Annotated in this window: 23 protein-coding genes; 7 read left to right on the top strand and 16 right to left on the bottom strand. The window is 69.9% G+C overall.

The features are described 5' to 3' along the window. Positions 1 to 630 (bottom strand): DUF2460 domain-containing protein, encoded by a 630-nt coding sequence (locus ASD59_RS03340; RefSeq protein ID WP_055828273.1) that lies wholly within the window; start codon positions 628 to 630, stop codon positions 1 to 3. A gap of 110 nt (positions 631 to 740) precedes the next feature. Between ASD59_RS03340 and ASD59_RS03335 the strand changes: the two genes are divergently transcribed. After that, a complete protein-coding gene (locus ASD59_RS03335) occupies positions 741 to 1,226 on the top strand; it encodes a DUF805 domain-containing protein (protein ID WP_055828270.1) in 486 nt (161 codons plus the stop codon). Positions 1,227 to 1,244: 18 nt separating this feature from the next. Here the strand turns inward: ASD59_RS03335 and ASD59_RS03330 are convergent, their stop codons facing one another. The 13 genes from ASD59_RS03330 to ASD59_RS03275 all read right to left on the bottom strand — a co-directional run bounded on the left by ASD59_RS03330 (position 1,245) and on the right by ASD59_RS03275 (position 10,262). Further along, entirely contained in the window at positions 1,245 to 1,775 is a 531-nt protein-coding gene (locus ASD59_RS03330) for a phage tail tape measure protein (protein WP_055828267.1), read from the bottom strand. Beyond that, positions 1,768 to 1,923: a phage tail assembly chaperone gene (locus ASD59_RS13805; protein WP_082560026.1), complete on the bottom strand. Its 156-nt coding sequence runs from the start codon at positions 1,921 to 1,923 to the stop codon at positions 1,768 to 1,770. The genes ASD59_RS03330 and ASD59_RS13805 overlap by 8 nt, the downstream gene beginning before the upstream one ends. Before the next feature lie 17 nt (positions 1,924 to 1,940). Then, on the bottom strand, positions 1,941 to 2,234 hold the full coding sequence (locus ASD59_RS03325) for a GTA-gp10 family protein (RefSeq protein ID WP_055828262.1): 294 nt from the start codon (positions 2,232 to 2,234) through the stop codon (positions 1,941 to 1,943). Further along, positions 2,234 to 2,644 carry a phage major tail protein, TP901-1 family gene (locus ASD59_RS03320; RefSeq protein ID WP_055828260.1) on the bottom strand — a complete coding sequence of 137 codons (411 nt, stop codon included), beginning with the start codon at positions 2,642 to 2,644 and terminating at the stop codon, positions 2,234 to 2,236. Before ASD59_RS03320 ends, ASD59_RS03325 begins: the two co-directional genes overlap by 1 nt. A 2-nt stretch (positions 2,645 to 2,646) precedes the next feature. Next, positions 2,647 to 3,054, bottom strand: a complete 408-nt coding sequence (locus ASD59_RS03315) for a DUF3168 domain-containing protein (RefSeq protein ID WP_055828257.1) — start codon at positions 3,052 to 3,054, stop codon at positions 2,647 to 2,649. Beyond that, entirely contained in the window at positions 3,051 to 3,344 is a 294-nt protein-coding gene (locus ASD59_RS03310) for a phage head completion protein (protein ID WP_200943729.1), read from the bottom strand. The genes ASD59_RS03315 and ASD59_RS03310 overlap by 4 nt, the downstream gene beginning before the upstream one ends. After that, positions 3,341 to 3,607 carry a head-tail connector protein gene (locus ASD59_RS03305; RefSeq protein ID WP_055828254.1) on the bottom strand — a complete coding sequence of 89 codons (267 nt, stop codon included), beginning with the start codon at positions 3,605 to 3,607 and terminating at the stop codon, positions 3,341 to 3,343. The genes ASD59_RS03310 and ASD59_RS03305 overlap by 4 nt, the downstream gene beginning before the upstream one ends. A 115-nt stretch (positions 3,608 to 3,722) precedes the next feature. Continuing rightward, positions 3,723 to 4,961 carry a phage major capsid protein gene (locus ASD59_RS03300; RefSeq protein WP_055828250.1) on the bottom strand — a complete coding sequence of 413 codons (1,239 nt, stop codon included), beginning with the start codon at positions 4,959 to 4,961 and terminating at the stop codon, positions 3,723 to 3,725. 192 nt (positions 4,962 to 5,153) lie between these two features. Further along, entirely contained in the window at positions 5,154 to 5,621 is a 468-nt protein-coding gene (locus ASD59_RS03295; protein WP_055828246.1) for an HK97 family phage prohead protease, read from the bottom strand. Continuing rightward, entirely contained in the window at positions 5,618 to 5,845 is a 228-nt protein-coding gene (locus ASD59_RS03290) for a hypothetical protein (RefSeq protein ID WP_055828243.1), read from the bottom strand. The genes ASD59_RS03295 and ASD59_RS03290 overlap by 4 nt, the downstream gene beginning before the upstream one ends. Next, positions 5,845 to 7,005, bottom strand: coding sequence for a phage portal protein (locus tag ASD59_RS03285; protein ID WP_055828240.1), 1,161 nt, complete (start codon positions 7,003 to 7,005; stop codon positions 5,845 to 5,847). The genes ASD59_RS03290 and ASD59_RS03285 overlap by 1 nt, the downstream gene beginning before the upstream one ends. 324 nt (positions 7,006 to 7,329) lie before the next feature. Further along, the gene (locus ASD59_RS03280; protein WP_055828237.1) at positions 7,330 to 9,756 is read right to left on the bottom strand and encodes a PAS domain S-box protein; all 2,427 of its coding nucleotides are present in this window, start codon (positions 9,754 to 9,756) and stop codon (positions 7,330 to 7,332) included. A 35-nt stretch (positions 9,757 to 9,791) separates the two neighbouring features. Beyond that, positions 9,792 to 10,262: a YcgN family cysteine cluster protein gene (locus ASD59_RS03275; protein WP_055828235.1), complete on the bottom strand. Its 471-nt coding sequence runs from the start codon at positions 10,260 to 10,262 to the stop codon at positions 9,792 to 9,794. A 152-nt stretch (positions 10,263 to 10,414) separates the two neighbouring features. Here ASD59_RS03275 and ASD59_RS03270 point away from each other — a divergent pair, with 152 nt between their 5' ends. From ASD59_RS03270 to ASD59_RS03245, 6 genes are all read left to right on the top strand, one after another. Next, positions 10,415 to 12,241: an ABC-F family ATP-binding cassette domain-containing protein gene (locus tag ASD59_RS03270; protein WP_055829668.1), complete on the top strand. Its 1,827-nt coding sequence runs from the start codon at positions 10,415 to 10,417 to the stop codon at positions 12,239 to 12,241. Between the two features lie 800 nt (positions 12,242 to 13,041). Further along, the gene (locus tag ASD59_RS03265) at positions 13,042 to 14,082 is read left to right on the top strand and encodes an ABC transporter substrate-binding protein (RefSeq protein WP_055828232.1); all 1,041 of its coding nucleotides are present in this window, start codon (positions 13,042 to 13,044) and stop codon (positions 14,080 to 14,082) included. Further along, positions 14,075 to 14,842, top strand: a complete 768-nt coding sequence (locus tag ASD59_RS03260; protein WP_055828227.1) for an ABC transporter ATP-binding protein — start codon at positions 14,075 to 14,077, stop codon at positions 14,840 to 14,842. The genes ASD59_RS03265 and ASD59_RS03260 overlap by 8 nt, the downstream gene beginning before the upstream one ends. Then, on the top strand, positions 14,839 to 15,591 hold the full coding sequence (locus ASD59_RS03255; protein WP_055828225.1) for an ABC transporter permease: 753 nt from the start codon (positions 14,839 to 14,841) through the stop codon (positions 15,589 to 15,591). Before ASD59_RS03260 ends, ASD59_RS03255 begins: the two co-directional genes overlap by 4 nt. Before the next feature lie 103 nt (positions 15,592 to 15,694). After that, entirely contained in the window at positions 15,695 to 16,615 is a 921-nt protein-coding gene (locus ASD59_RS03250; RefSeq protein ID WP_055828223.1) for a hypothetical protein, read from the top strand. Further along, entirely contained in the window at positions 16,612 to 17,718 is a 1,107-nt protein-coding gene (locus ASD59_RS03245; RefSeq protein ID WP_055828221.1) for a DUF2336 domain-containing protein, read from the top strand. Before ASD59_RS03250 ends, ASD59_RS03245 begins: the two co-directional genes overlap by 4 nt. A 72-nt stretch (positions 17,719 to 17,790) precedes the next feature. Here ASD59_RS03245 and ASD59_RS03240 read toward each other — a convergent pair whose 3' ends face one another. Beyond that, positions 17,791 to 18,228, bottom strand: coding sequence for a MucR family transcriptional regulator (locus tag ASD59_RS03240; protein WP_055828219.1), 438 nt, complete (start codon positions 18,226 to 18,228; stop codon positions 17,791 to 17,793). Positions 18,229 to 18,418: 190 nt separating this feature from the next. Further along, positions 18,419 to 19,636 (bottom strand): DUF2336 domain-containing protein, encoded by a 1,218-nt coding sequence (locus tag ASD59_RS03235; protein ID WP_055828216.1) that lies wholly within the window; start codon positions 19,634 to 19,636, stop codon positions 18,419 to 18,421. Between the last annotated feature and the right edge of the window lie 21 nt (positions 19,637 to 19,657).

The following is a 19,657-nucleotide window of genomic DNA, read 5'->3' as shown; positions in this document are numbered from 1 at the left end:
CTAGACCCGCACCTCGATCAGCGGCGCGGCCGCCATCCGTCCGGCATCGAAACTCTCCAGCGTCACCTCGATCCGATCCGTGTCGAACCGCACCGGCGTGTCGAACTCGAAACCTGCTGTGACGGCCACACCGGCGGCCGGCGCCGCGTCCAGCGTGACCAGCCCTGTCGCGTGATCGACCGCGAACGTCCCGCTCGCCTGTTCGACCCCGCCCACCGCCAGCCGCACCGTGCCTTCGACGGGTTTGGCGATCCGCCGTTCCGCCGCGGTCTGGTCGTCGCCGTAGCGTTTCGACAGCGGGAACACGGTCCGCGCCCCGTCGCCCTGGGCCAGCATCTGATCCACCGCGCTCACGGCCGCGCCCGGCGTGCAGGACTTGCAGTCCGCGAAGTCCCGGAACCGGAACCCGTACAGGCGTCCCCGGCGCGCCTCGAAGAAGCTGGTCAGGGTCGCCATGTCGTCCAGCGATCTCAGATTGGCCCCGATCAGATAGCGGCGGCGCCCCTGCGCCCAGGGCGTCGAACGCCGCTCGAACCCGGACCCCAGGGTCACGATCTCGGTGCGTCGCTCCACGCCGCCCGTCGACCCGAACGCCAGCCGCGCGGGCAGCCTCACCTCGTGAAAGGCCATTCACTCTCTCCTGTCCGGATTTCCAGCGGTCGCTTTCGCTTGTCGAGCGAGCACCGTTACGCCATCCTCCCATGCCGGACCGCGGGTCCGGATCGCGCGGGGAGGGCGTCATGAGCCTCGAGAGTTCATCCCGGATTCAAAGCTTTGACTGGCAAAAGCTGCTGTTTTCGTTCGAGGGCCGCACCCGGCGCTCGCATTTCTGGATCGGGTGGCTGATCTGTCTGGGCGTCGGCGTCGTCGCCGGGTGGATTCCCATCCTCGGCGGCCTGATCTCCCTGGCCCTGATCTGGCCCCAGTTGGCCATCGCGGTAAAACGTCTTCACGACATGGGCAAGACCGGCTGGCTGGTCGCCATTCCCTGGGTCGCGAACATCGTCGGCGTCTGCGTCGGGGTGGCCATTCTGGGGGTCTCCGCCATCATGAACCAGGCCGCCCTGGACCGTGAGGATCCGGCCGCCATCATGGCCCTGCTCGGCCCGGCCTTCGGCATCGTCGTGCTCCTGCTCCTTGTGAACCTGGGCTTCCTGCTCTGGATCGGCGTCACCGACAGCCAGCCCGGCGACAACCGCTTCGGTCCCAGTCCCAAGGAGGTCTGACTCCCGGCCGATTCCTTGTCACAGCCTGCGCGCGCCCAGTGATACGGCGCGCGCCAGCACCTGGGCGATCTGGGCTTCCGACCGCAACAGGCCCGGCGCTCCCCCATCGACGCGGACATTGACGGTCACGCCGGCGCTGCCGGCGGGTTCTATCGTCCCCGCGCCCGCGGGCCGGAACACCTCCGGACCGCGCTCGCCGACCAGGTAGGCGCCGCCGCCCGCGACAGATCCCCCGTCCGCTCGCGACCCTGAAAAAATCGTCCGCACGGCTGCGGCGATGGCGTCCGATAGCCCTCCTACGCCGCCCGATCCCGCCGCGGCGTTCACCGCCGCCAGCATCGCCCGCGCCAGTTCGGCCAGCGTCACCTCGCCATCCGCCGCCGCTTGCGCCAGCGACCGTGTCAGGCTCTCCCCGGCCCGGCCGAAGGCATCCTCGATCGAGGCCGCGGCCCGTTCCGCCGGCTCCCGCAATCCCTCCAGCGCCGCCGCCGCCTCGGCCGCCTTCATCGGCACCACGTCCAGAGCGGACGGTTCGAAACTGTCAGTCATCCGGCCAAGTCTCCGCCATCCGCATCAGATCGGCGCGCCCGATCGGCGCCGGGTTTGCGGGCGCCTCGGTCAGCATCCGCCATTCCTTCAGCGACAACCGCCAGAACGCCTCGGGCCCGACGCCCAGCATCGCCGCGGTCCGCGCCATGCCGCTCCACGGCGTCTTCATGCCGACGCGGCGAAGGCCCGGGCCACCGCCTCCGCCGCCGCGCGCGGGTCGATCTCGGCCCGCTCCAGGCCCGCCGCGAGTTCCCGCTCTCCGCCGCCGCGCAGCAGTGCGGCCAGCACCGCCATCAGGTCCCGTCCGGACAGCGCCCGCATCCGCTCCGCCAGCGCCCCGACCGACTCCAGCCCCAACGCCGTCTCAATCTCCGCCAGCGCTCCCAGCGTCAGGCACAGCCGCCGCTCGGCCCCCGCCAGCATCGCCGCCGTCTCGCCCCGCGCACCGTTGAGTCCCATCACAGGGCGCCGAATGTCACTTCACCGGCGCTGGCCAGGCTGATGGCGAACGTCGCTTCGCCCTCATACTCGCCTGCATACTCCAGCGCGGCGACGAGGAAAGGCCCCTCCAGCACGCCGAAGTCGGGCACGACCAGGCGCCACGTCCGCGGCGCCTGGTTGAAGAAGGCTTCGCGGATCAGGGCGTCCGACGTCGCATCGCGAAAAATCCCCTGGCCCGCCACGGCCGCCGACCTGACGCCCGCCCCACCCAGCAGCTCGCGCCAGCGCCCGGCGCTGTCGCCGTCGGTGGCGTCCACGGTCCGGGCGTTCAGGCTGATCGTCCGCGCCCGCAAACCCGCCACGGTCGTGAACGCGCCCGGCGTGTCCTCGATCTTGAGCAGGATGTCCTTGCCCCGTTGCGCCGCCATGTTCAGATCTCCTCCGTGACGGCGCGCACGCGCAGCACCGCAAATGTCCGCGCCCCGTCGGCGCCCGGAAACACGTCCGCGAACGCGACCCGCAAGGCGGCCGTCCGCACCCCGTCGGCCTCCACCACGGCGTCCGCCAGCCGCAACCGCACCGCCGCCAGCACCGCCTTGGCCTCCTCCGTCCCCCGGAACCGGGACACGACCGTCAGCGTCAGGGCATGCTCGACCCCGCCCCCGTCCGCCCGCACCGGCCGGCTTTCGCTGCGCCCGATCAGAAGGTGGGGAAACCCCGGCCCCTCCGGCGGAGCATCCCAGATCCGCGCCGGCGCGCCCAGCAGCGCCTGCACCGCGGCATCGCCCTTCAGATGTGCGACGAGCGCCTTCTGCAGCGCCAGTTCATGCGCGCTCATCGCGTCCGCTCCAGGTTCAGTATCGCCTGCCCGCCGACGGTCTCGCCCGAGACGATCCGCCAGTCGCCACCCCCAAATCTCAGCATCCGGCCCGGCGTCAGCCGCACATCGGCCCGCGTCTCGGCGGTCACCGTCTCCACGACGCGCCGCCCGCCGGCCTCCGTCTTTTCTCGCCGCCGCCGACTCCCCAGCTTGAGCCAGGCAGACCCCAGCGGTTCCCAGTTGACCGCCCGTCCGCCGTAGGGCGTCTCGGCCTCGACGCCTTCGAACAGACCCGCCAGCGCCCTCACAGCCGCACCACGCGAGACGGCGCGATCCACGCCTCGACGGGCGCGATGGGCATCTCCCGATCACCCCGCTCGTAGGCGCGCAACACCAGCATCAGAATTGCCAGCCTCAGCGGCGCCGGCGACGTCGAGGTCAGGGCCAGCCCGACATCCTCCGCGACCCGCGCCCGGGCCGCATCGATCAGCGTCTGGATCAGACCATCCTCGGCGTCATGCTCGACGCGCAGGAACAGCTTCGCCTCCGCCAGGGTGACGGGTGCGGTCATGGGATGTCTCCGATGTTGGAAGGGAGGCGGCAGGCATCAGTGAACAGGCGACACGGTTCGGTCCCCCGCCCGCCCACTGTTGCCTGCGGCCTGTCGTCTGCTGCCTCGGCTAGCCTCAGCTCGCCGCGAACTTCATCACCTTGATGGCGTCGAAATTCTGCACCCCGCCGCCGACGCGCTTGGTCGTGTAGAACAGCACATAGGGCTTGGCCGAATAGGGGTCCCTCAGCACCCGCACCCCGGCCCGGTCGACGATCAGATAGCCGCGCTGGAAGTCGCCGAAAGCGATCGCCGCGCTGTTGGCGGCGATGTCCGGCATGGTCTCGATCTCGGTCACGCGATAGCCCAGCAGGCTCGCCGTCTCGCCCGCCCGCTGCGCCGGCTGCCAGATGTAGTTGCCGTCGGCGTCCTTGAATTTGCGCACCGCCGACACTGTCTTGCGGTTCATCACAAACCGCCCGTTTGGCCGGTACTGGGCCTTGGGCGCATAGACCAGGTCGATCAGCCGGTCGGTCGGACTGTTCGGGGCGAACGCCCCTGCCGCGCCCGACGCCACATGGCCGATCTCGCCCCAGACGGCGCTGGCGTCCGCCACGATCGGATAGCTCAGAAAGCCCTTCGGCTTGTTGACGCCGTCCCCGGTGACGAAGGCCGCGGTCTCCTGGGCCGCGAAGGCGTCCTCGACCTCGGCCGCCAGCCATTCGTCCAGGTCGATCAGGGCGTCGTCCAGCAGGGACTGGGTCGCCGCCGGGTTGGCGTACAGATCGGCCGAGGGGAATTCCAGCAGCGCCAGGGTGGCGGGGTCCGTCTCCGGTCTCGCCGCCGTCTCGGCCACCCAGCCCGAGGCCACGCCCGCCGTCGACACCGGCTTGCGGAACACCCCGGCGCCGACCGTGCGCACCGTGGCGATCTCACGCATCGGCGATCCGGCCATCAGCCGCCGCTCGATGGCCCGCTCGGTCTGTTCGGGCACGACATAGCCGGCCGAGTTCGACGCCGTGCTCAGTCCCGTCTTCAGCTCCAGCCCGAACGAAGCGCCCGTCTTCAGATAGCCGTCGAAAGCCGCCTTCTCCTCCAGTCCTCCGCCGTTCGGGGAGAATGACGGGACGGAGGTTTGCCCCAGCTCCGGTCGCCGCCCTTCGCTCACCACGCGGTCAAGCCGCGCCTGCGCCGAAGCCACCGCCTGGTCGATCCGCGCCACCTTCTGTTCCAGCAGGGTGTCGGCCGAGGCCTTCTTCTCGATCTCATCCAGCCGGGCGTCGTTCGCCCCTTTGAACGCCTCGAACGCCGCCATCATCTCGTGCATGGCGGCGCGCGCCTCCGGCGTGGCCGGGGCCTGTTTGGTCTCTTTCATTTTTGCTCCAGTTGAAGGGACGGCGGGCATAGGCCAACCGTCATCGTCCGGGCGTCCCGGACAGGCCGCTGACACCCGGAGGCGTCTTTGGACTTCACGAACCCTTGAATGCGCGGTCCTCCCCGCACGACCGGGTCCGGATCCCGCTGAGCGGGACCCTCTCGCCGAGCCGCTATCCGGCGCGCCGGCGGTTCACCGGTTGCGGCGGCTTCCCGATGTCATCGTCGCGGCGCGCGCCACCCCGAACCGCGCGCCTGGCAGCATCGGGAACGTCACCAGAGACACCTCCCACAGATCCACCTCGACCAGCACCCGCAGCCGCCCCTCGCGACGCGCCCGGCTGCTCCGAAACCCGATCGACAACCCGTCCAGCGCCCCTGCCCCGGACAGGGCCCCCGCGAACCGCGCCTCGGCCGACCAGTCCATGATCCGGCCCTGAACCCACAGGCCGCGTTCGTCCTCGACCATCCGGTCCCAGACTCCGACCACCGCCCGGTTCTCATGCTGGTGCAGCATCCGCACGCCCCGCGCGCCCGTCCTGGCCAGGCTGGCGGAGAAGGCGCCCTTGGCGACGACGTCCCCGTTCAGATCGGCCACACCCCACAACGAAGCGTAGCCTTCGATCCTCAGGCCTGCATCGGCCCCGGCGAGCGCCGTCATCCGCGGCGTTCCAACCGGCGCTCGACCCGCTCCACGGCCGCCCGCGTCGCCACGCTCTGCTCCTCCAGCCGCGCCAGCCTTTCGGCCACCAGCCGCTGCTCGGCGACCCGTTCCTCAAGCGTCGCGATCCGGGCCGCCGCCCCGCCGGCCCAGACCAGTCCGCCGATCGTCTGCAGCGCCAGCGCCCCGATCAGCGCCACCGGAACCTTCTTCAGGCTTTCCATCAGTCACCCAGCCCCGCCATTCGCCGCCGCTCGTCATCGGTCAGGAAGGCCGCCGCATTCAGTCGCGCCCACAGCGCGTCCCGCTCGGGCTGCAACGCGGGCAGCGCCTCCAGATCCGCCTCGATCCTGATCCCCGGGAACCGTCCGCCGAGCCACCCGCCCAGCGCCGCAGCCGTCTTCCGCGCCAGCGGAACCACCGTCCCCCGCCAGAAAGCCGCATTGGCCTCGCGATAGTTGGCGTAGGTCGCATCCCCGGGAATCCCCAGCAGTTGCGGCGGCACCCCGAACGCCAGCGCGATCTCGCGCGCCGCGGCATGCTTGCCGGCGATGAAATCCATATCGGCGGGAGTCCAGCTCATCGGCTTCCAGTCCAGCCCGCCTTCCAGGATCAGCGGCCGCCCGGCGTTCACCGTCCCGGCGTGGCTCTCGTTGACCTGCGCCCGTAGTCCCTCGAACTGCTCGGCCGTCAGCCGCTCCCCATCCTTCGCCGCATAGACCAGCGCCCCGGAGGGCCGCGCAGCATTGTCCAGAAGCGCCTTGTTCCAGGCCCCCGACGCGTTGTGCACATCAATGGCCGAAGCCGCCGCCTCCAGCGGCGAAAACCCGTAATGATCGTCCGTCGGATGAAACAGCTTCAACTGCATCACCGGCATCCAGCCGTCGGCCGCGCGGCCGATCCGCACCGATCGTCCATCGACGGAATAGTCATACGCCTCGGCCCAGCCGGCGCGTCCCGGGACCACCTTCACCCGGTCCGGTCGCAGGGTCCAAAGCTCCTCGGGCTCGGCCTCGCCCACCGCCTCGGCATAGGCGTTGCCCGCCGTCTGCAGCGCCCCGTACAGCGTCTCCAGCCACTCCGCCCCCGACTGCTCGGGATTGGGTCGCGCCAGCAGCCGGGCCAGCGGGTGGTTCTCTGTTCTCACCCCATCGGCGAACAGGACCAACGGGGTCGACGCCGCCGCCTCCGCGATCATCCGCACGCAGCGATAGGCCACCGCGTTCTTCCCGAACCCCTCGACCGCCAGATGGGCGTAGTCGCGCGGCGTCCACCGCGCCCGCCCGCCGCTGGTCAGGGCGATCAGCGCCCCGGCCCGGCTGTCCTTGATTTCGGGCGCGGTTTCACGCCCGCGGCGACCGATCGGCCAGCGCAGCTTCTGCATCCTGTTCCTTCCCGAATATCCGTCCCGGACCGCCCGGTGCCGGAACCACCGCACAACGCGCCCAGGCTCCGCCTGGCCCGCCGCGCGCGGAGCAGGTCCGTCAACGTCTGGACGAGGGCGACCGCCAGGCCCGGGCTGCGACCCGGTCCCGATTTCCCGTCATGCCCAAACAGTACCGGACCAGCGCACCAAGGCGGGCAGATCAGATCGGGAAAAGACCATCCTGTTGTTCGGAAAAGACTTTATCTCTTGAACCCGACTATAGATTCCCGAAAGGTCAGCACAGCGTCACGCCATGTCAGGCGCCGCAAGGTCGCCTCGCGGTCAGGCCGCCGCCTCATCCGCGCCGGGCTTTGTCGCTTTCGCGGCGGATTGCGAGGCGCGGGTCATGACCGCCAGCAACTCCGCGACCTGGATCGGCTTGCCGACGTGACCGTCCATCCCGGCTGCGATGCAACGCTCCACGTGCTCCGGCTGGACGTTGGCTGTCAGGGCGACGATCGGGGTCCGCGCCACCGCCCCGCCCATGGCGCGGATCGCGCGCGTCGCCGCCAGTCCGTCCATTACCGGCATATGCACGTCCATCAGGATCAGGTCGTATCCGCCGGACCGGGCGGCTTCCACCGCCTCGGCCCCATCGCGGACGGTGTCGAGAGCCACGCCAAACCCGTCCATTATCGCGCTGACCAGTTCCCGGTTCGCCGGGGCGTCGTCGGCCATCAACACCCGCAGTCCGGCTGGAACGGCCAGAGCAACCGGACCGACCGGTACCGCCGCCGTCTTCGCGCAGCGCAGGGGGATCGTGAACCAGAAGGTCGACCCCTCCGCAGGCCTGCTCTCCGCGCCGATCTTCCCCCCCATCATCGTGATCAGGCGGTGCGAGATGGCCAGTCCCAGTCCGGTCCCGCCGTAGACTCGTGTGGTCGAGGCGTCGGCCTGGGTGAACCGGTCGAACAACTGTCTGATCTTGTCCGGGGCGATGCCGATCCCGCTGTCGCTCACGGCCACCCTCAACTGCCCGCGATCCTCCGCGACCGTCAGTCTGATCTCGCCCTCCGAGGTGAATTTCACCGCATTGGAGAGGAAGTTAAGGGTTACCTGCCGCAGCCGGCCCTCGTCTCCCATCAGCGCCGCCGGCAGCCCGGCCGCGACATCAACGGTCAGGGTCAGGCCCCGGGCCAGGCATTGCGACTCCACGATCGCCGCCGCGGCCGCCGCCAGGGCGCGGGGATCGAACGGCTGCGGATCCAGATCGACCGCGTCAGCCTCCAGCTTGGAGTAGTCCAGAATGTCGTTGATCACGGCCAGCAGCGCCTCGCTCGCCGTGGCGATCCGGTTGGCCCAGGTCCGCTCGGCCGGAGGCAGGTTCGAGCTGCCTGCCAGCAGGCCCGAGAAGCCGATCACGCTGGTCAGAGGCGTCCGCAACTCGTGACTCATATTGGCCAGGAACTCCGACTTGGCGCGCGCCCCGGCCTCGGCCCGGTCGCGCGCCTCTGTCAACGCCTCCTCCAGATGCTTTGTGTCGGTCACGTCGCGCACGACATCCTGGAACTCGACAACCCGCCCGTCGTCGTCGCGGATGATCGATGTCCGGGCTTCGAACCAGCGGACTCCCGATCTTGTCAGGCCCCGATACGTCACGCCGCGATGCGCCCACTCGGGCGGGGAATTGACGAATTCCCGGAAACTCTCGGCCAGGGCCGGCACATCGTCGGGATGGATCATATCCGTCACGGGTCGTCCGATCACGTCCTTGGGGGCGTATCCGCTGACCGTCTCGATGGATGGCGACACATAGGTCACCACGCCGTCCACGCCGTATGCGATGATGATGTCGGTCGCGCGATCAGCCAGCAGCCGGTAACGACGCTCGCTTTCGGCGATCCGTTGTGCCGCTTCTTCGGCTTCGGTCACATCCTGGAACACGCCGAACATCGCCGTCACGCGTCCGTCCGCGTTCCGCTCGGTTTGCGCCCGCGTCTCGACCAGCCGTTCCTCGCCATCGGCCCGGATCAGACGCGCCCGGATTCGGAAGGCTTCGCCAGCCGTCAAGCCATGCATGACCGCTTCCCGGACCCTCGCCCGATCGTCGGGGTGGAAAAACGCGATCGCATCGTCCAGCCCGGGATCGTAGGTCTCCCTCGTCACGCCGTAGATGGCGTAGACGCGGTCCGACCATGTCGACTTGAACGTCTCGGCGTCCATTCGCCAATGCCCGACGCCGGCCATCTCCTCGGTGAGGCGCAGCAGTTCCAGCTGTTCCTCTCGTTCGCGGGCAGCCTCAGCCCGGTCGAGAATCTCGCCGGCCATGCGGGCCAGCAGCTTCAGGTTCTCGATCTCCGCATGGCTCGGCCGAGGACGCGCCCGGATGTCCATCACGCCGATGGCGCCCACGCTTTCGCCGACCGCGTTGACGACGCCGACGCCGGCGAAGAACCGGAGATGGGGTTTTCCAGTCACCATCGGATGGTTGCGGACCCTTTCGTCCGCCAGGGCGTCCTCGATCACCAGCACAGCGCCGGGCCCCTGGCTGGCCACCATATTGGTCGCCGACAGATTCCGCGGCATCTGGCTCTGACCGAGGCCGACGTTGGCGCGGAACACGGTCCGGTCGCCGTCGCACACTCCAATCATGGCATGAGGCATGTCGAAGATGGCGCAGGCGAGCGCTGTCAGCCGGTCGAACGGGCTCTCAAGGTCCAGTTGGCTCGCCGCCGCTTTCCGCAGCGTTTTCGAACTCTTCGCTCCCATGCCTTCAGTTTGCGGGGCGAACAACGAAGTTTCGGTTAGCGGCCCTGGTCGCCGCCTCTTTCGACCATCCACTCCGGCGCCTCGAAGTCCAGGGCGTCTTCGGACCGCTTCAGCGCGCGTTCCGAGACCGTCTGGCCCCGCACCGACACGCCAGCCCTGTGCACGCTCTCGGGATCGCCAGACACCAGCGGATGCCAGTCCGCCAATCCCCGGCCCTCATTGATGCGGCGGTATCCGCAAGACTTCGGCATCCACTTCAGCGCCTCGATGTTCCACGGCGTCAGCTTGATGCAATCGGGCACATGCTCGCGCCGGTTGGCGTAGTCGGTGCAGGTGCAGCGCGCGGCGTCGAACAGCTTGCAGTGCACCCGCGTCGGAACCACTTCGCCGGTGTCTTCGTCCTCGAACCGGACGAGGCAGCACAGACCACAGCCGTCACACAGGCTTTCCCACTCTTCGCGGGTCATCTGTTCGAGGCGTTTGGCTTGCCAGAAGGGCCGTTCCATCGGCGGCCTGTTAAACCCTCCGCGCCGCCCTGTCTCGCACAAGTCGCCTGCGCCTGCCGGTGGTCATGAAGCCCCGTACACCCTATATGGCCGCCTTCGACCGCGCGGCCTCCCCGTCGCCCCCAAACTCCCCGCGCGTGTCCAGGGTTTCCATGGCTCCCCGTCCTCCTCTCGTCGCCCTCAAGAACGTCCGCCTCCAGGACGGCCAGCGCCCGCTGTTTGACGGCGTCGACATCGCCGTCGAGCCGCGCACCCGCGCCGCCCTGGTCGGCCGCAACGGGGCCGGCAAGTCGACCCTGATGAAGATGGTCATGGGCCTGATCGAGCCCGACGCCGGCGATCGCTCCGTCCAGGCCGGCGTCCGCTTCGCCTATGTGCCCCAGGAGCCCGTCATCACCGGCGAGACCCTGCTTGACTACGCCGCCTCGGAAGGCGCCGAGCGCTGGACCGCCGAGGCCTGGCTGGCCACCTTCGGCCTCGATCCCGAAAAGCCCGCGGTCAACCTGTCCGGCGGCGAGATCCGCCGCGCCGCCCTGGCCAAGGCCTTCGCCGAAGAGCCTGACCTGCTGCTGCTCGACGAGCCGACCAACCACCTCGACATCCTGGCCATCGAATTGCTCGAGGAGGAACTGCTCCAGGCCCGATTCTCGGTCCTGGTCGTCAGCCACGACCGCGCCTTCCTCAACCGCGTCACCCAGTCCTGCCACTGGCTGGAGGGCCGCCGCGTCCGCACGCTCAACAAGGGCTTCGCCGCCTTCGACGAATGGTCCACCAAGGTCCAGGATGAAGAAGCCCAGTCCCTGCAGCGGCTGACCAAGACCATCGAGCGCGAGACCGAGACCTTCTACCGCTCCATCACCGCCCGCCGTACCCGCAATGAAGGTCGCGCGCGCTCGCTCGAAGCCCTGCGCGCCGATCGCAGCGAACGGCTCAAGGACGTCCCCCGCGAGCTCAACCTCGGCGTCGATTCCGGCGCCACGTCCGGCAAGCTGGTGGCCGAGCTCAAGGGTGTGACCAAGACCTTCGGCGACCGCACCGTCATCAAGCCGTTCACCACACGGGTCATCCGCGGCGACCGGCTGGCCATCGTCGGCCCCAACGGCGCGGGCAAGACCACCCTGGTCAAGATCCTGCTCGGCCAGCTCAAGCCTGACGAGGGCACGGTCCGCCTCGGCGCCAATCTCGAGCCCGTCTACCTCGACCAGTCGCGCGAGGGCCTGCGCAGCGACATGACCCTGTGGGACGCCCTGACTCCCGGCGGCGGCGACAGCGTGCTGGTGCGCGGCATATCCAAACACGTCGCCGCCTACGCCAAGGACTTCCTGTTCCAGGAAGGCCAGTTGCGCCAGCCGATCTCCACCCTGTCCGGCGGCGAGCGCAACCGCCTGCTGCTGGCCCGCGCCCTCGCCAAGCCCGCCAACATGCTGGTCCTCGACGAACCGACCAACGACCTCGACATGGACACGCTCGACAAGCTGGAAGAGCTGCTGGAGTCCTACGACGGCACCCTGATCCTGGTCAGCCACGACCGCGACTTCGTTGACCGGCTGGCGACCTCGACCATCGCCATGAACGGCCGTGGCGACATCGTCGAGACGCCCGGCGGCTGGACCGACTTCATCCGCCAGAACCCCGGCTTCCTCCAGCCCGGCGCCAACCCCCGGCCGCAGGACAAGGACGCCGCCCGCCGCGCCGAGGCCGCCCCCGCGCCCGCCTCGGTCTCCGCCGCGCCGAAGAAGCCCGGCAAGCTGACTTTCAAGGACGCGCACCGCCTGAAGGAGCTGGAAGGTCTGCTCGCCACCCTCCCGGCCGACATCGCCCGCCACGAGGCGACCCTGGCCGACCCCGGTCTCTACGCCCGAGACCGCAAGGCCTTCGACCGCGCCACCGCCAACGCCGACCGCGCCCGCGCCCTGCTGGCCGCCGCCGAGGAGGAGTGGCTGGAGCTCGAGGCCAAACGCGAGGCGCTCGGCGTCTGACGCCCGAAAAGGGCGCGTTTCGGACGAATTTCAGGGCGTCTTCCTGCGACTGTGCAGAACCTGCAAATCCTTCACCCGTCGAAGGAAATTGCTCTTTCATCACAAGCGCCGATCGTATTCGCACGATTTGTCCCCAGACTCATCCACAACAGCCCGTTCCAGACCGCTTGCCACATCCGCGGATCGGAGCGAGCTTGATCAGGCCGAGGGACACGGCGGCGCGGAAAACCGGGGAGACCCGGGGCTCAAAGCGGACCGGCCCGGCTCTCTGATCGAACGCACCGGGGGGTTTCGACCTTAACGGACGGGAGACAGGATCAAGGCCCAAGGGACTTTTCGAAGGCTTCGGCCGGAGAAGACCCCGAGGGAACCGGATCGGGATCGATGGACGGCGCGGGGCTCGACCTCGTGGAACGCCGGAGACCAGGAGCGCGACAGGATACAGTCGACCATCATCAGGGTTCGCCCCGCTGATGCAAGGCCAGGGTCCTGAACCTCAATGGCCAAGTCCAACCCGGACTTGGCGAGGGGACGAGGGAAGCCGGTTCGCCGGGGACCTTCGTCCCCTCGCTCAATTCCGGGTCTGATGTTTCCGAAATCATGACGCCTGAGCCCAAGGTCTGCGCCATCGCGGACCAGGACATTCAGGGCGAGACAACCGCTACACGCCGGCGTGACATACGAGACAAGTCGCGACATCAGTTACATTTCGCTGGCCGCCTGCATCCCGCCCCTCGCAGCGGCCGGACGGCCACAGAGCGCCCCTTCCCCTTCTCCCGGCTGAGCCGTAAACCAAGGCCATGACCTTGCGCGGGAATCGGCCAGCCTCGCTCCACCGCCGCGCCGTGATCGCGGGCGCCGGCGCGCTGGCGGCTGCGGCGGCCGTATCGGCTTGCCAGCGGTCCGAGGCCCCCGTCGACGAAGAGGGCCGCGTCCGTCTGCGCTTCGCCACCGACTGGCGCGCCCAGGCCGAGCACGGCGGCTTCTATCAGGCCCTGGCTTCGGGGGCCTACGCCCGCCGCGGACTCAACGTCCAGATCATCCAGGGCGGGCCCGGCGTGAACGTGCCCCAGCTGCTCGCTTCGGGCGCGGTCGAACTGGGCATGGGCTCCAACAGCTTCATCCCCCTGAACCTCGTCGCCGAGGGGGCGCCGGTGAAGGCCGTCGCCGCCTTCTTCCAGAAGGACCCCCAGGTCCTGATCGCCCACCCCGACCCGGCTCTGAAATCCATCGCCGACCTTCAGGGCCGGCCCTTCCTTCTGGCCGACGCCTCGATCACCGCCTTCTGGGTCTGGCTGAAGGCGAAATACGGCTTCACCGACGATCAGGTCCGCAAATACACCTTCAACCTCGCGCCCTTCCTCGCCGACGAGCGGGCCGTGCAGCAGGGGTATCTGACCTCCGAGCCCTACACGATCGAGCAGACGGCGGGCTTCACCCCCAAGGTCTTCCTGCTGGCCGACGAGGGCTATCCCTCCTACGCCACCATGGTCCTGGCGCCCGACGCCTTCGCCCGCGACAACGCCGCCGCCCTGCGCAGCTTCATCGCCGGCTCGGCCGAGGGCTGGCGCGACTACATCCAGGGCGACGGCAAGGCGGCTGACGCCCTGATCCGCAAGGACAACCCCGAGATGACCCAGGCCGTCCTGGATCAGGCCCGGGCCAAGCTGAAGTCGAACGGTATCGTCGACGGCGGTGACGCGGCCCTCTACGGCCTCGGGGCCATGACCGCCGAACGCTGGCAGGCCTTCTTCGACGTCACCTCGGGCGCCGGCGTCTATCCGGCTGGCCTGGACTGGCGCAAGGCCTTCACCACCCAGTACCTGCCCGGTCGTGGCTGAGGCGACAGTCACGCTCTCGGGCGCCGTCGTTCTCTATCAGGGCCGCCCGCCGCTCGGGCCCGTCGATCTGGCCATCGCCCCGGGCGAGATCGTCGCCATCGTCGGCGCGTCGGGCGCGGGAAAGTCCACCATCCTGCGGGTGCTGGCCGGACTGGAACGACCTTCGGAAGGCCGGGTCGATCGCGGCGCCGCCCCTGGCCGCACCGGCTTCGTGTTCCAGACCGCCACCCTGATGCCCTGGGCCGACGCCCGGACCAATGTCGCCCTGCCGCTCGAACTGGCCGGCGTCACCGCCTCCGAAGCGCGTCGTCGGGCGGACGAGGCGCTGGCCGCCGTGGGTCTGGGCGACCGCCTGACCGCCCGCCCTCGCCAGTTGTCAGGCGGCATGGCCATGCGGGTGTCGCTGGCCCGCGCCCTGGTCAAAGAACCCGACCTGCTCTTGCTCGACGAGCCCTTCGCGGCGCTCGACAGCGTCACCCGCCGTCGCCTCATCGAGGACCTGCACCGGCTGTGGGCCGCCCGGTCGCCCCGGCCCGCCATCGTCTTCGTCACCCATGATGTGGAGGAAGCCGTCTATCTCGCGGAACGCGCCCTGGTGCTGGACGCGGCGAGCGGACGCATCGCGACGCAACAGGCCTCACCCGGCGCCCTGCCGCGCCCCGAGGGCTGGCGCATGGACGCGGGCTATCGCGCGGCGGTGGAAGCTCTGGCCGAGGCCCTCGCCGCCGCCATGGCGCCCGCGCCGCGCGAGGTCGCATGACGCGTCTCCTCCCGCCCCTCCTGCTGACCGCCCTGCTGCTGGCGGCATGGGAAATCGCCTGCCGGGCGCTGCATGTCCCGCCGTGGTTCCTGCCTCCGCCCAGCGCAGTCGCCGTCGCCCTGGTGGACCGGGCGCCGGTTCTCGCTGCATCCGCCGCGGCGACCTTCCGGATGGCGATGCAGGCCCTGATCGCCGCCGCCGTGCTCGGCGGCGGCCTCGCCCTGGCCGTGTCGCTGAGCCGGTCCGCCGAACAGGCCGTGCGCCCCCTGGCCGTCGCCCTGCAGGTCACGCCGGTCGTCGCCATCGCGCCGCTGGTGCTCATCTGGACCGGACTGGACCACGCCGACCGGGCCGTCGTCGCCCTGGCCGCCGCGGTCGCCTTCTTTCCCTTGTTTTCCGGGGTTCTGACCGGGTTGAAGGCGGCCGATCCCGACCTTGAGCGGTTGTTCGACCTCTACGGCGCCTCGCCCGTCCAGCGCCTGGTTCGCCTCCGTCTGCCGGCCGCCCTGCCCTTCATGCTGGAGGGGCTTCGCGTCGCCTCCGGCCTGGCGGTGATCGGCGCCGTGGTGGCCGAGTTTGTCTCGGGCTCCGGCGCGACCCAGGGGCTGGCCTGGCGCCTGCTGGAGTCCGGCAACCGCCTGCGCACCGCCGACATGCTCGCGGCGCTGGTCCTCCTGATGGCCATGGGCCTGACTCTCAATGCGCTGGTGGGAGCGCTGGAACGAGCCGTACGGCGGCGAACCCTGTAAATATTCACCCTGGGCGTGTGCGCCCGGGTAGGCCGCGTTAGGCCCGCCTTAAGGCCCTGACGACTAGGCTGAAGCCCCAGTCCCCTGCGTCCGGAGCCGCACCTTGCGTCGCGCCCACAGCCTCCCGATCGCATTCCTCGCCGCCACGACCCTGGCCGGCGCCGCCGCCGCCCAGACACCGGGGCCGGCCGCCCGCCCGGACCTGCGCCAGCTTTCCTGGTCTGGCCGGACCCTGACTGCGACGCCGACTGACGCGCCCGTCCCGGCGCGCGGCGATCTGCGCCGTCCCAACCTCGTCATCCCCCATGGCGGCTTCAGCGCGACTGCGTCCCCGGTTTCACCCGCCGCCCCGGCGCCCGCGCCGCGCCGAACCCTGACGCCCGCCAACGCCTGGATACGGCCGCCTTCGCCGCCTCCCGCCCCGGTCGCCGCCGCGGTCCCGGCGTCGGCGCCGGCCTATGCCGAAGCGCCCGCGCCGGTTCGCGTCGCTCCGTCGGCGCCGCGCGACGCTGCGACGCCGGAATACCTCCCGGATCAGGGCGGTCGCGGCCAGCCCGTTCCCGCCGACGTCGCCTATGCGCCCGCCGCCGAACCCGCCCCCTCGGGCGTGGTCGCGCCGGCCCAGGGTGACCCGGCCGATCCCCTGGCCCCGCGCCGGGACGCGCCGATCTTCCGCCTCCAGCGGGGGGCGCCCGCGCCTGGGCCCGCCGCCGAACCCCCGGCCCCCGCGCCCCGCGCGGAAGCCGCCGCGCCGACGGTTCGTCGCGTGGCCGAGGTGACCAATACCGGCGAGCGTCCGCCGCAACAGGGCGCGCGCTACTACTCCGTCCATCGCCAGAACGGCCGACAGCCCGACGTGCTGCAAATGCCCGAGCCGACCTATGTCGACGCCCTGGCCATCACCATGACCGCGACCCCCGCGTCGCAGGACCTCGCCCAGCCGGACCAGGGTCCGACCCTGATCCGCGACAACCAGGGCCGCATGCGTCCCGCTCCCGCCGCGTCCGACGGGGACCATCAGTGAGCGAGACCGCGGCCCAGACCTTCGCGCCTTCGCGCCTTCCCGACCTGATCGCCCTGGCCGAGGAGGGTTCCAGCGAGAAACGGCGCGCCCTCCTGCGTGAACTGACCGACCATTTCTTCGGCGGTTCGGCCCGTACGACCACCGAGGACACCCTGTACGGCGCGGTCCTGGCCCGGTTGGCGGCCGACATGGAGGGCGCCGTCCGCGCCGAGCTGTCGGCCCGCTTCGCCTCTGCGCCCGACGCTCCGCACAACCTGATCCGCAAGCTGGCCCATGATGAGGCCGCCGTGGCCGGCGCCGTGCTGGCGGCCTCGCCGGTGCTCACCGAAGACGATCTGCTGGGCGTCGTGCGCAAGCACGGTCAGGACCACCTGAGGGCCGTCTCGGCCCGGTCCACGGTTTCCGAAGCGGTCTCGGACGTCATCGTCGAGCGCGGCGACGACGAGACCCTGGGCACGCTGCTGCGCAACGACGGCGCCCGGCTGTCACGTCGGGCCTCGGAAACGGCGATCGAGCGCGCCAAGGCCAATCCGGCCCTGCACGAGGCGGCGGTCGAACGGGCCAGCCTGCCGCCAGACCTGCTGAACGAGATGTATTTCGTGGTCGAGGCCCGGCTGCGCACCCGGATCCTGGAGCAGAACGCGCGTCTGGATCCGGCCCTGCTGGAAAGCGCCATCGCGGCCGGTCGCACCCGCATCGCCACCGACGACGGCGCCCTGCCGGCCGACTACGCCGAATGCCTGGCCTATGTCGAAGAGCTCAAGGCCGCCGGGCAACTGTCGCCCCGGATGCTGGCGCGCTTCCTGCGTTCGGGGGGAACCACATCCTTCCTGATCGCCCTGGCGCAGTTGTCGGAGATCGATTTCCACACCGCCCGCCAGATCGTCGAGCGCCGCGAACTCGACGCCCTGGCCGTGGTCTGCAAATCGGCGGACCTGGATCGCGCCCTGTTCCTGACCTATGCGGTGGTGCTGCTGAACGACGACGGCGACGCCATGGCCAAGGCCCACGCCTACGCCCGCATGTACGCCGAGCTCAGCCGCGACGCCGCCCTCCGCACCCTGCGCTTCTGGCGCATGCGCCGCGGCGCCCAGGCGGCCTGAACCACGACCGGACGCGGAAACGCCCGCCTCCGTCGCCGGAAGCGGGCGTCTCGGATCACCGGTAAGGCGGCGTTACTTCTTGGCGCGGCCGGGGGCGGCGGCGCGGGCCGGCTTGCGGCCGCCCTGGCCCAGGCCCATCGACTTGGCCAGATCCGAACGGGCCTTGGCGTAGTTCGGGGCGACCATCGGATAGTCTTTCGCCAGACCCCATTTGGCCCGGTATTCCTCGGGGCTCATATTGTATTTGGTGCGCAGGTGGCGCTTCAGCGACTTGAACTTGCGGCCGTCCTCGAGGCAGATCAGGAAGTCGGGCGTGATCGACTTGCGCACCGGAACCGCCGGGTCCTTGACCTCGGGCTCGGGTTCGACGGCGCCGCTGGAAACCTGGGTCAGGGCCGCGTGAATGCTGGAAATCAGACCCGGCACTTCAATCGCCTGAACGTTGTTGTTGCCGACATAGGCCGACACGATGTCCGCCGTCATTTCGAGCAGTTGAGCGTTGTCTTCCACGTGCAGGCCCCGTCTTGTTGAAATCGGTTCTGGACTGAATCAGTCGGTGATGCGGTGAATAGATTTGTTCCGTGCGGAAAGCAACCGGACGCCGGATCACCGCAACGACCTCTCAATGGATACGGGAAGTTTACTATAGCCGCCACCGACCCGCGTAAAACCGGGCGCCGGCCCGGCTGCTCTTTGGTATTCAGCGTCCGAAATTTTCCGCCAGGGCCAGCATGGCCGCGCGTTCGGGGGCGGAGTAGTCGTCCAGCCCCTCTTCCTCCCCGTCGCGAATGGCCCTGAGCAAGGCCGGCGTCAAAGCCGAGGACAGCGACCAGTTCCAGTATCGCAGCACGGTCTGGGCCCGATCGACGGCCAGCATGTCATAGGTGATCTGGACCCGCTCCCACGTCGGATCGACCGAGCCGTCCGCGGCCGTCTCGGGCCGGCGCATCGACCGCCAGAGGTTCCGCAGGTCGTTCTTGCCCAGACCCGTGGCCTTGCACAGGATCGCCAGCGGCTCGCCCCCCGGGTCGCCCAGGATCTTGGCTCCCGTGATCGGCTTGACCCCCGACAGATAGGCGATCTCGGTCGCCACCTCCCGGTTCAGCCCGCCCACGGCCGCCGCCGCGACGGCCTGTTCCAGGCCGCCATAGGGACTCTTGGCGATGGCCGCACGGTTGCGCTGGCGGCGCTCGATGAACTGCAGCGCCTTGCGCGACACCGGGTCCTGCCAGTTCTCTTCTGCGGCCATGGCGAAGACGTCCTCGGCGACCTCCTGCATGACTTCCCGGGACACGGCGAAACGCTGCAGGATGGTCCGGCGGTCGTCGGGCCCGCACCACCAGAACATGACATAGGCCCCGGAGGGGCGAAGCTCGGGCCGCTTCAGCACCGGGCCGCACAGCTGCGGCTCCTGCCGGCTCAGACTGACCACGCCCTCGATCGCGGTCTGGCACAGGCGGGCGGTGTTGTTGCGCAGCACGGCCTCGATGACGTGGCTTTCGCCGAAGCTCAGCAGCGTCTCCGTCACCACCTCGGACAGGGACCTGCGACTGGCCATCAGGAAGCGGTGGTCCGGGCCGGTGTCGCGGGCGCAGGCGACCAGATCGGCGTCGGACAGCGAGGCGCACTGTTCGATCAGCAGGCCCGCGATCGCCGGATCGTCGCGCAGCAGCATACGCGCCAGGGCATTGGGCAGTTCGGCGAGGGGCGCCAGCCGCTGGGCCACCCGGCGGCGGTCCTCCGCGCTGGCCAGGCGCAGCATCTCCACCAGCAGGTCGCCGGTCACGGCGCGCTCGAAGGCGTTGATCCGGCTGGCCGGCAAGGACACCACGTCGGCCAGGCGCTTCAGCAGCGCATGACGCGCGCGGAAGCCGCCTTCCGGGGCGGCATCCTCGTGAATGGGCGCGAGCTCGGACATGTCGGGCCGACGGTAAGGCCG

Origin of the sequence: Brevundimonas sp. Root608 (assembly GCF_001427825.1) — a bacterium.
In the GTDB taxonomy this organism is placed as follows: domain Bacteria; phylum Pseudomonadota; class Alphaproteobacteria; order Caulobacterales; family Caulobacteraceae; genus Brevundimonas.
Note: the sequence above shows the minus strand (reverse complement) of the source record. Positions and strands in the feature narration are given on the sequence as shown.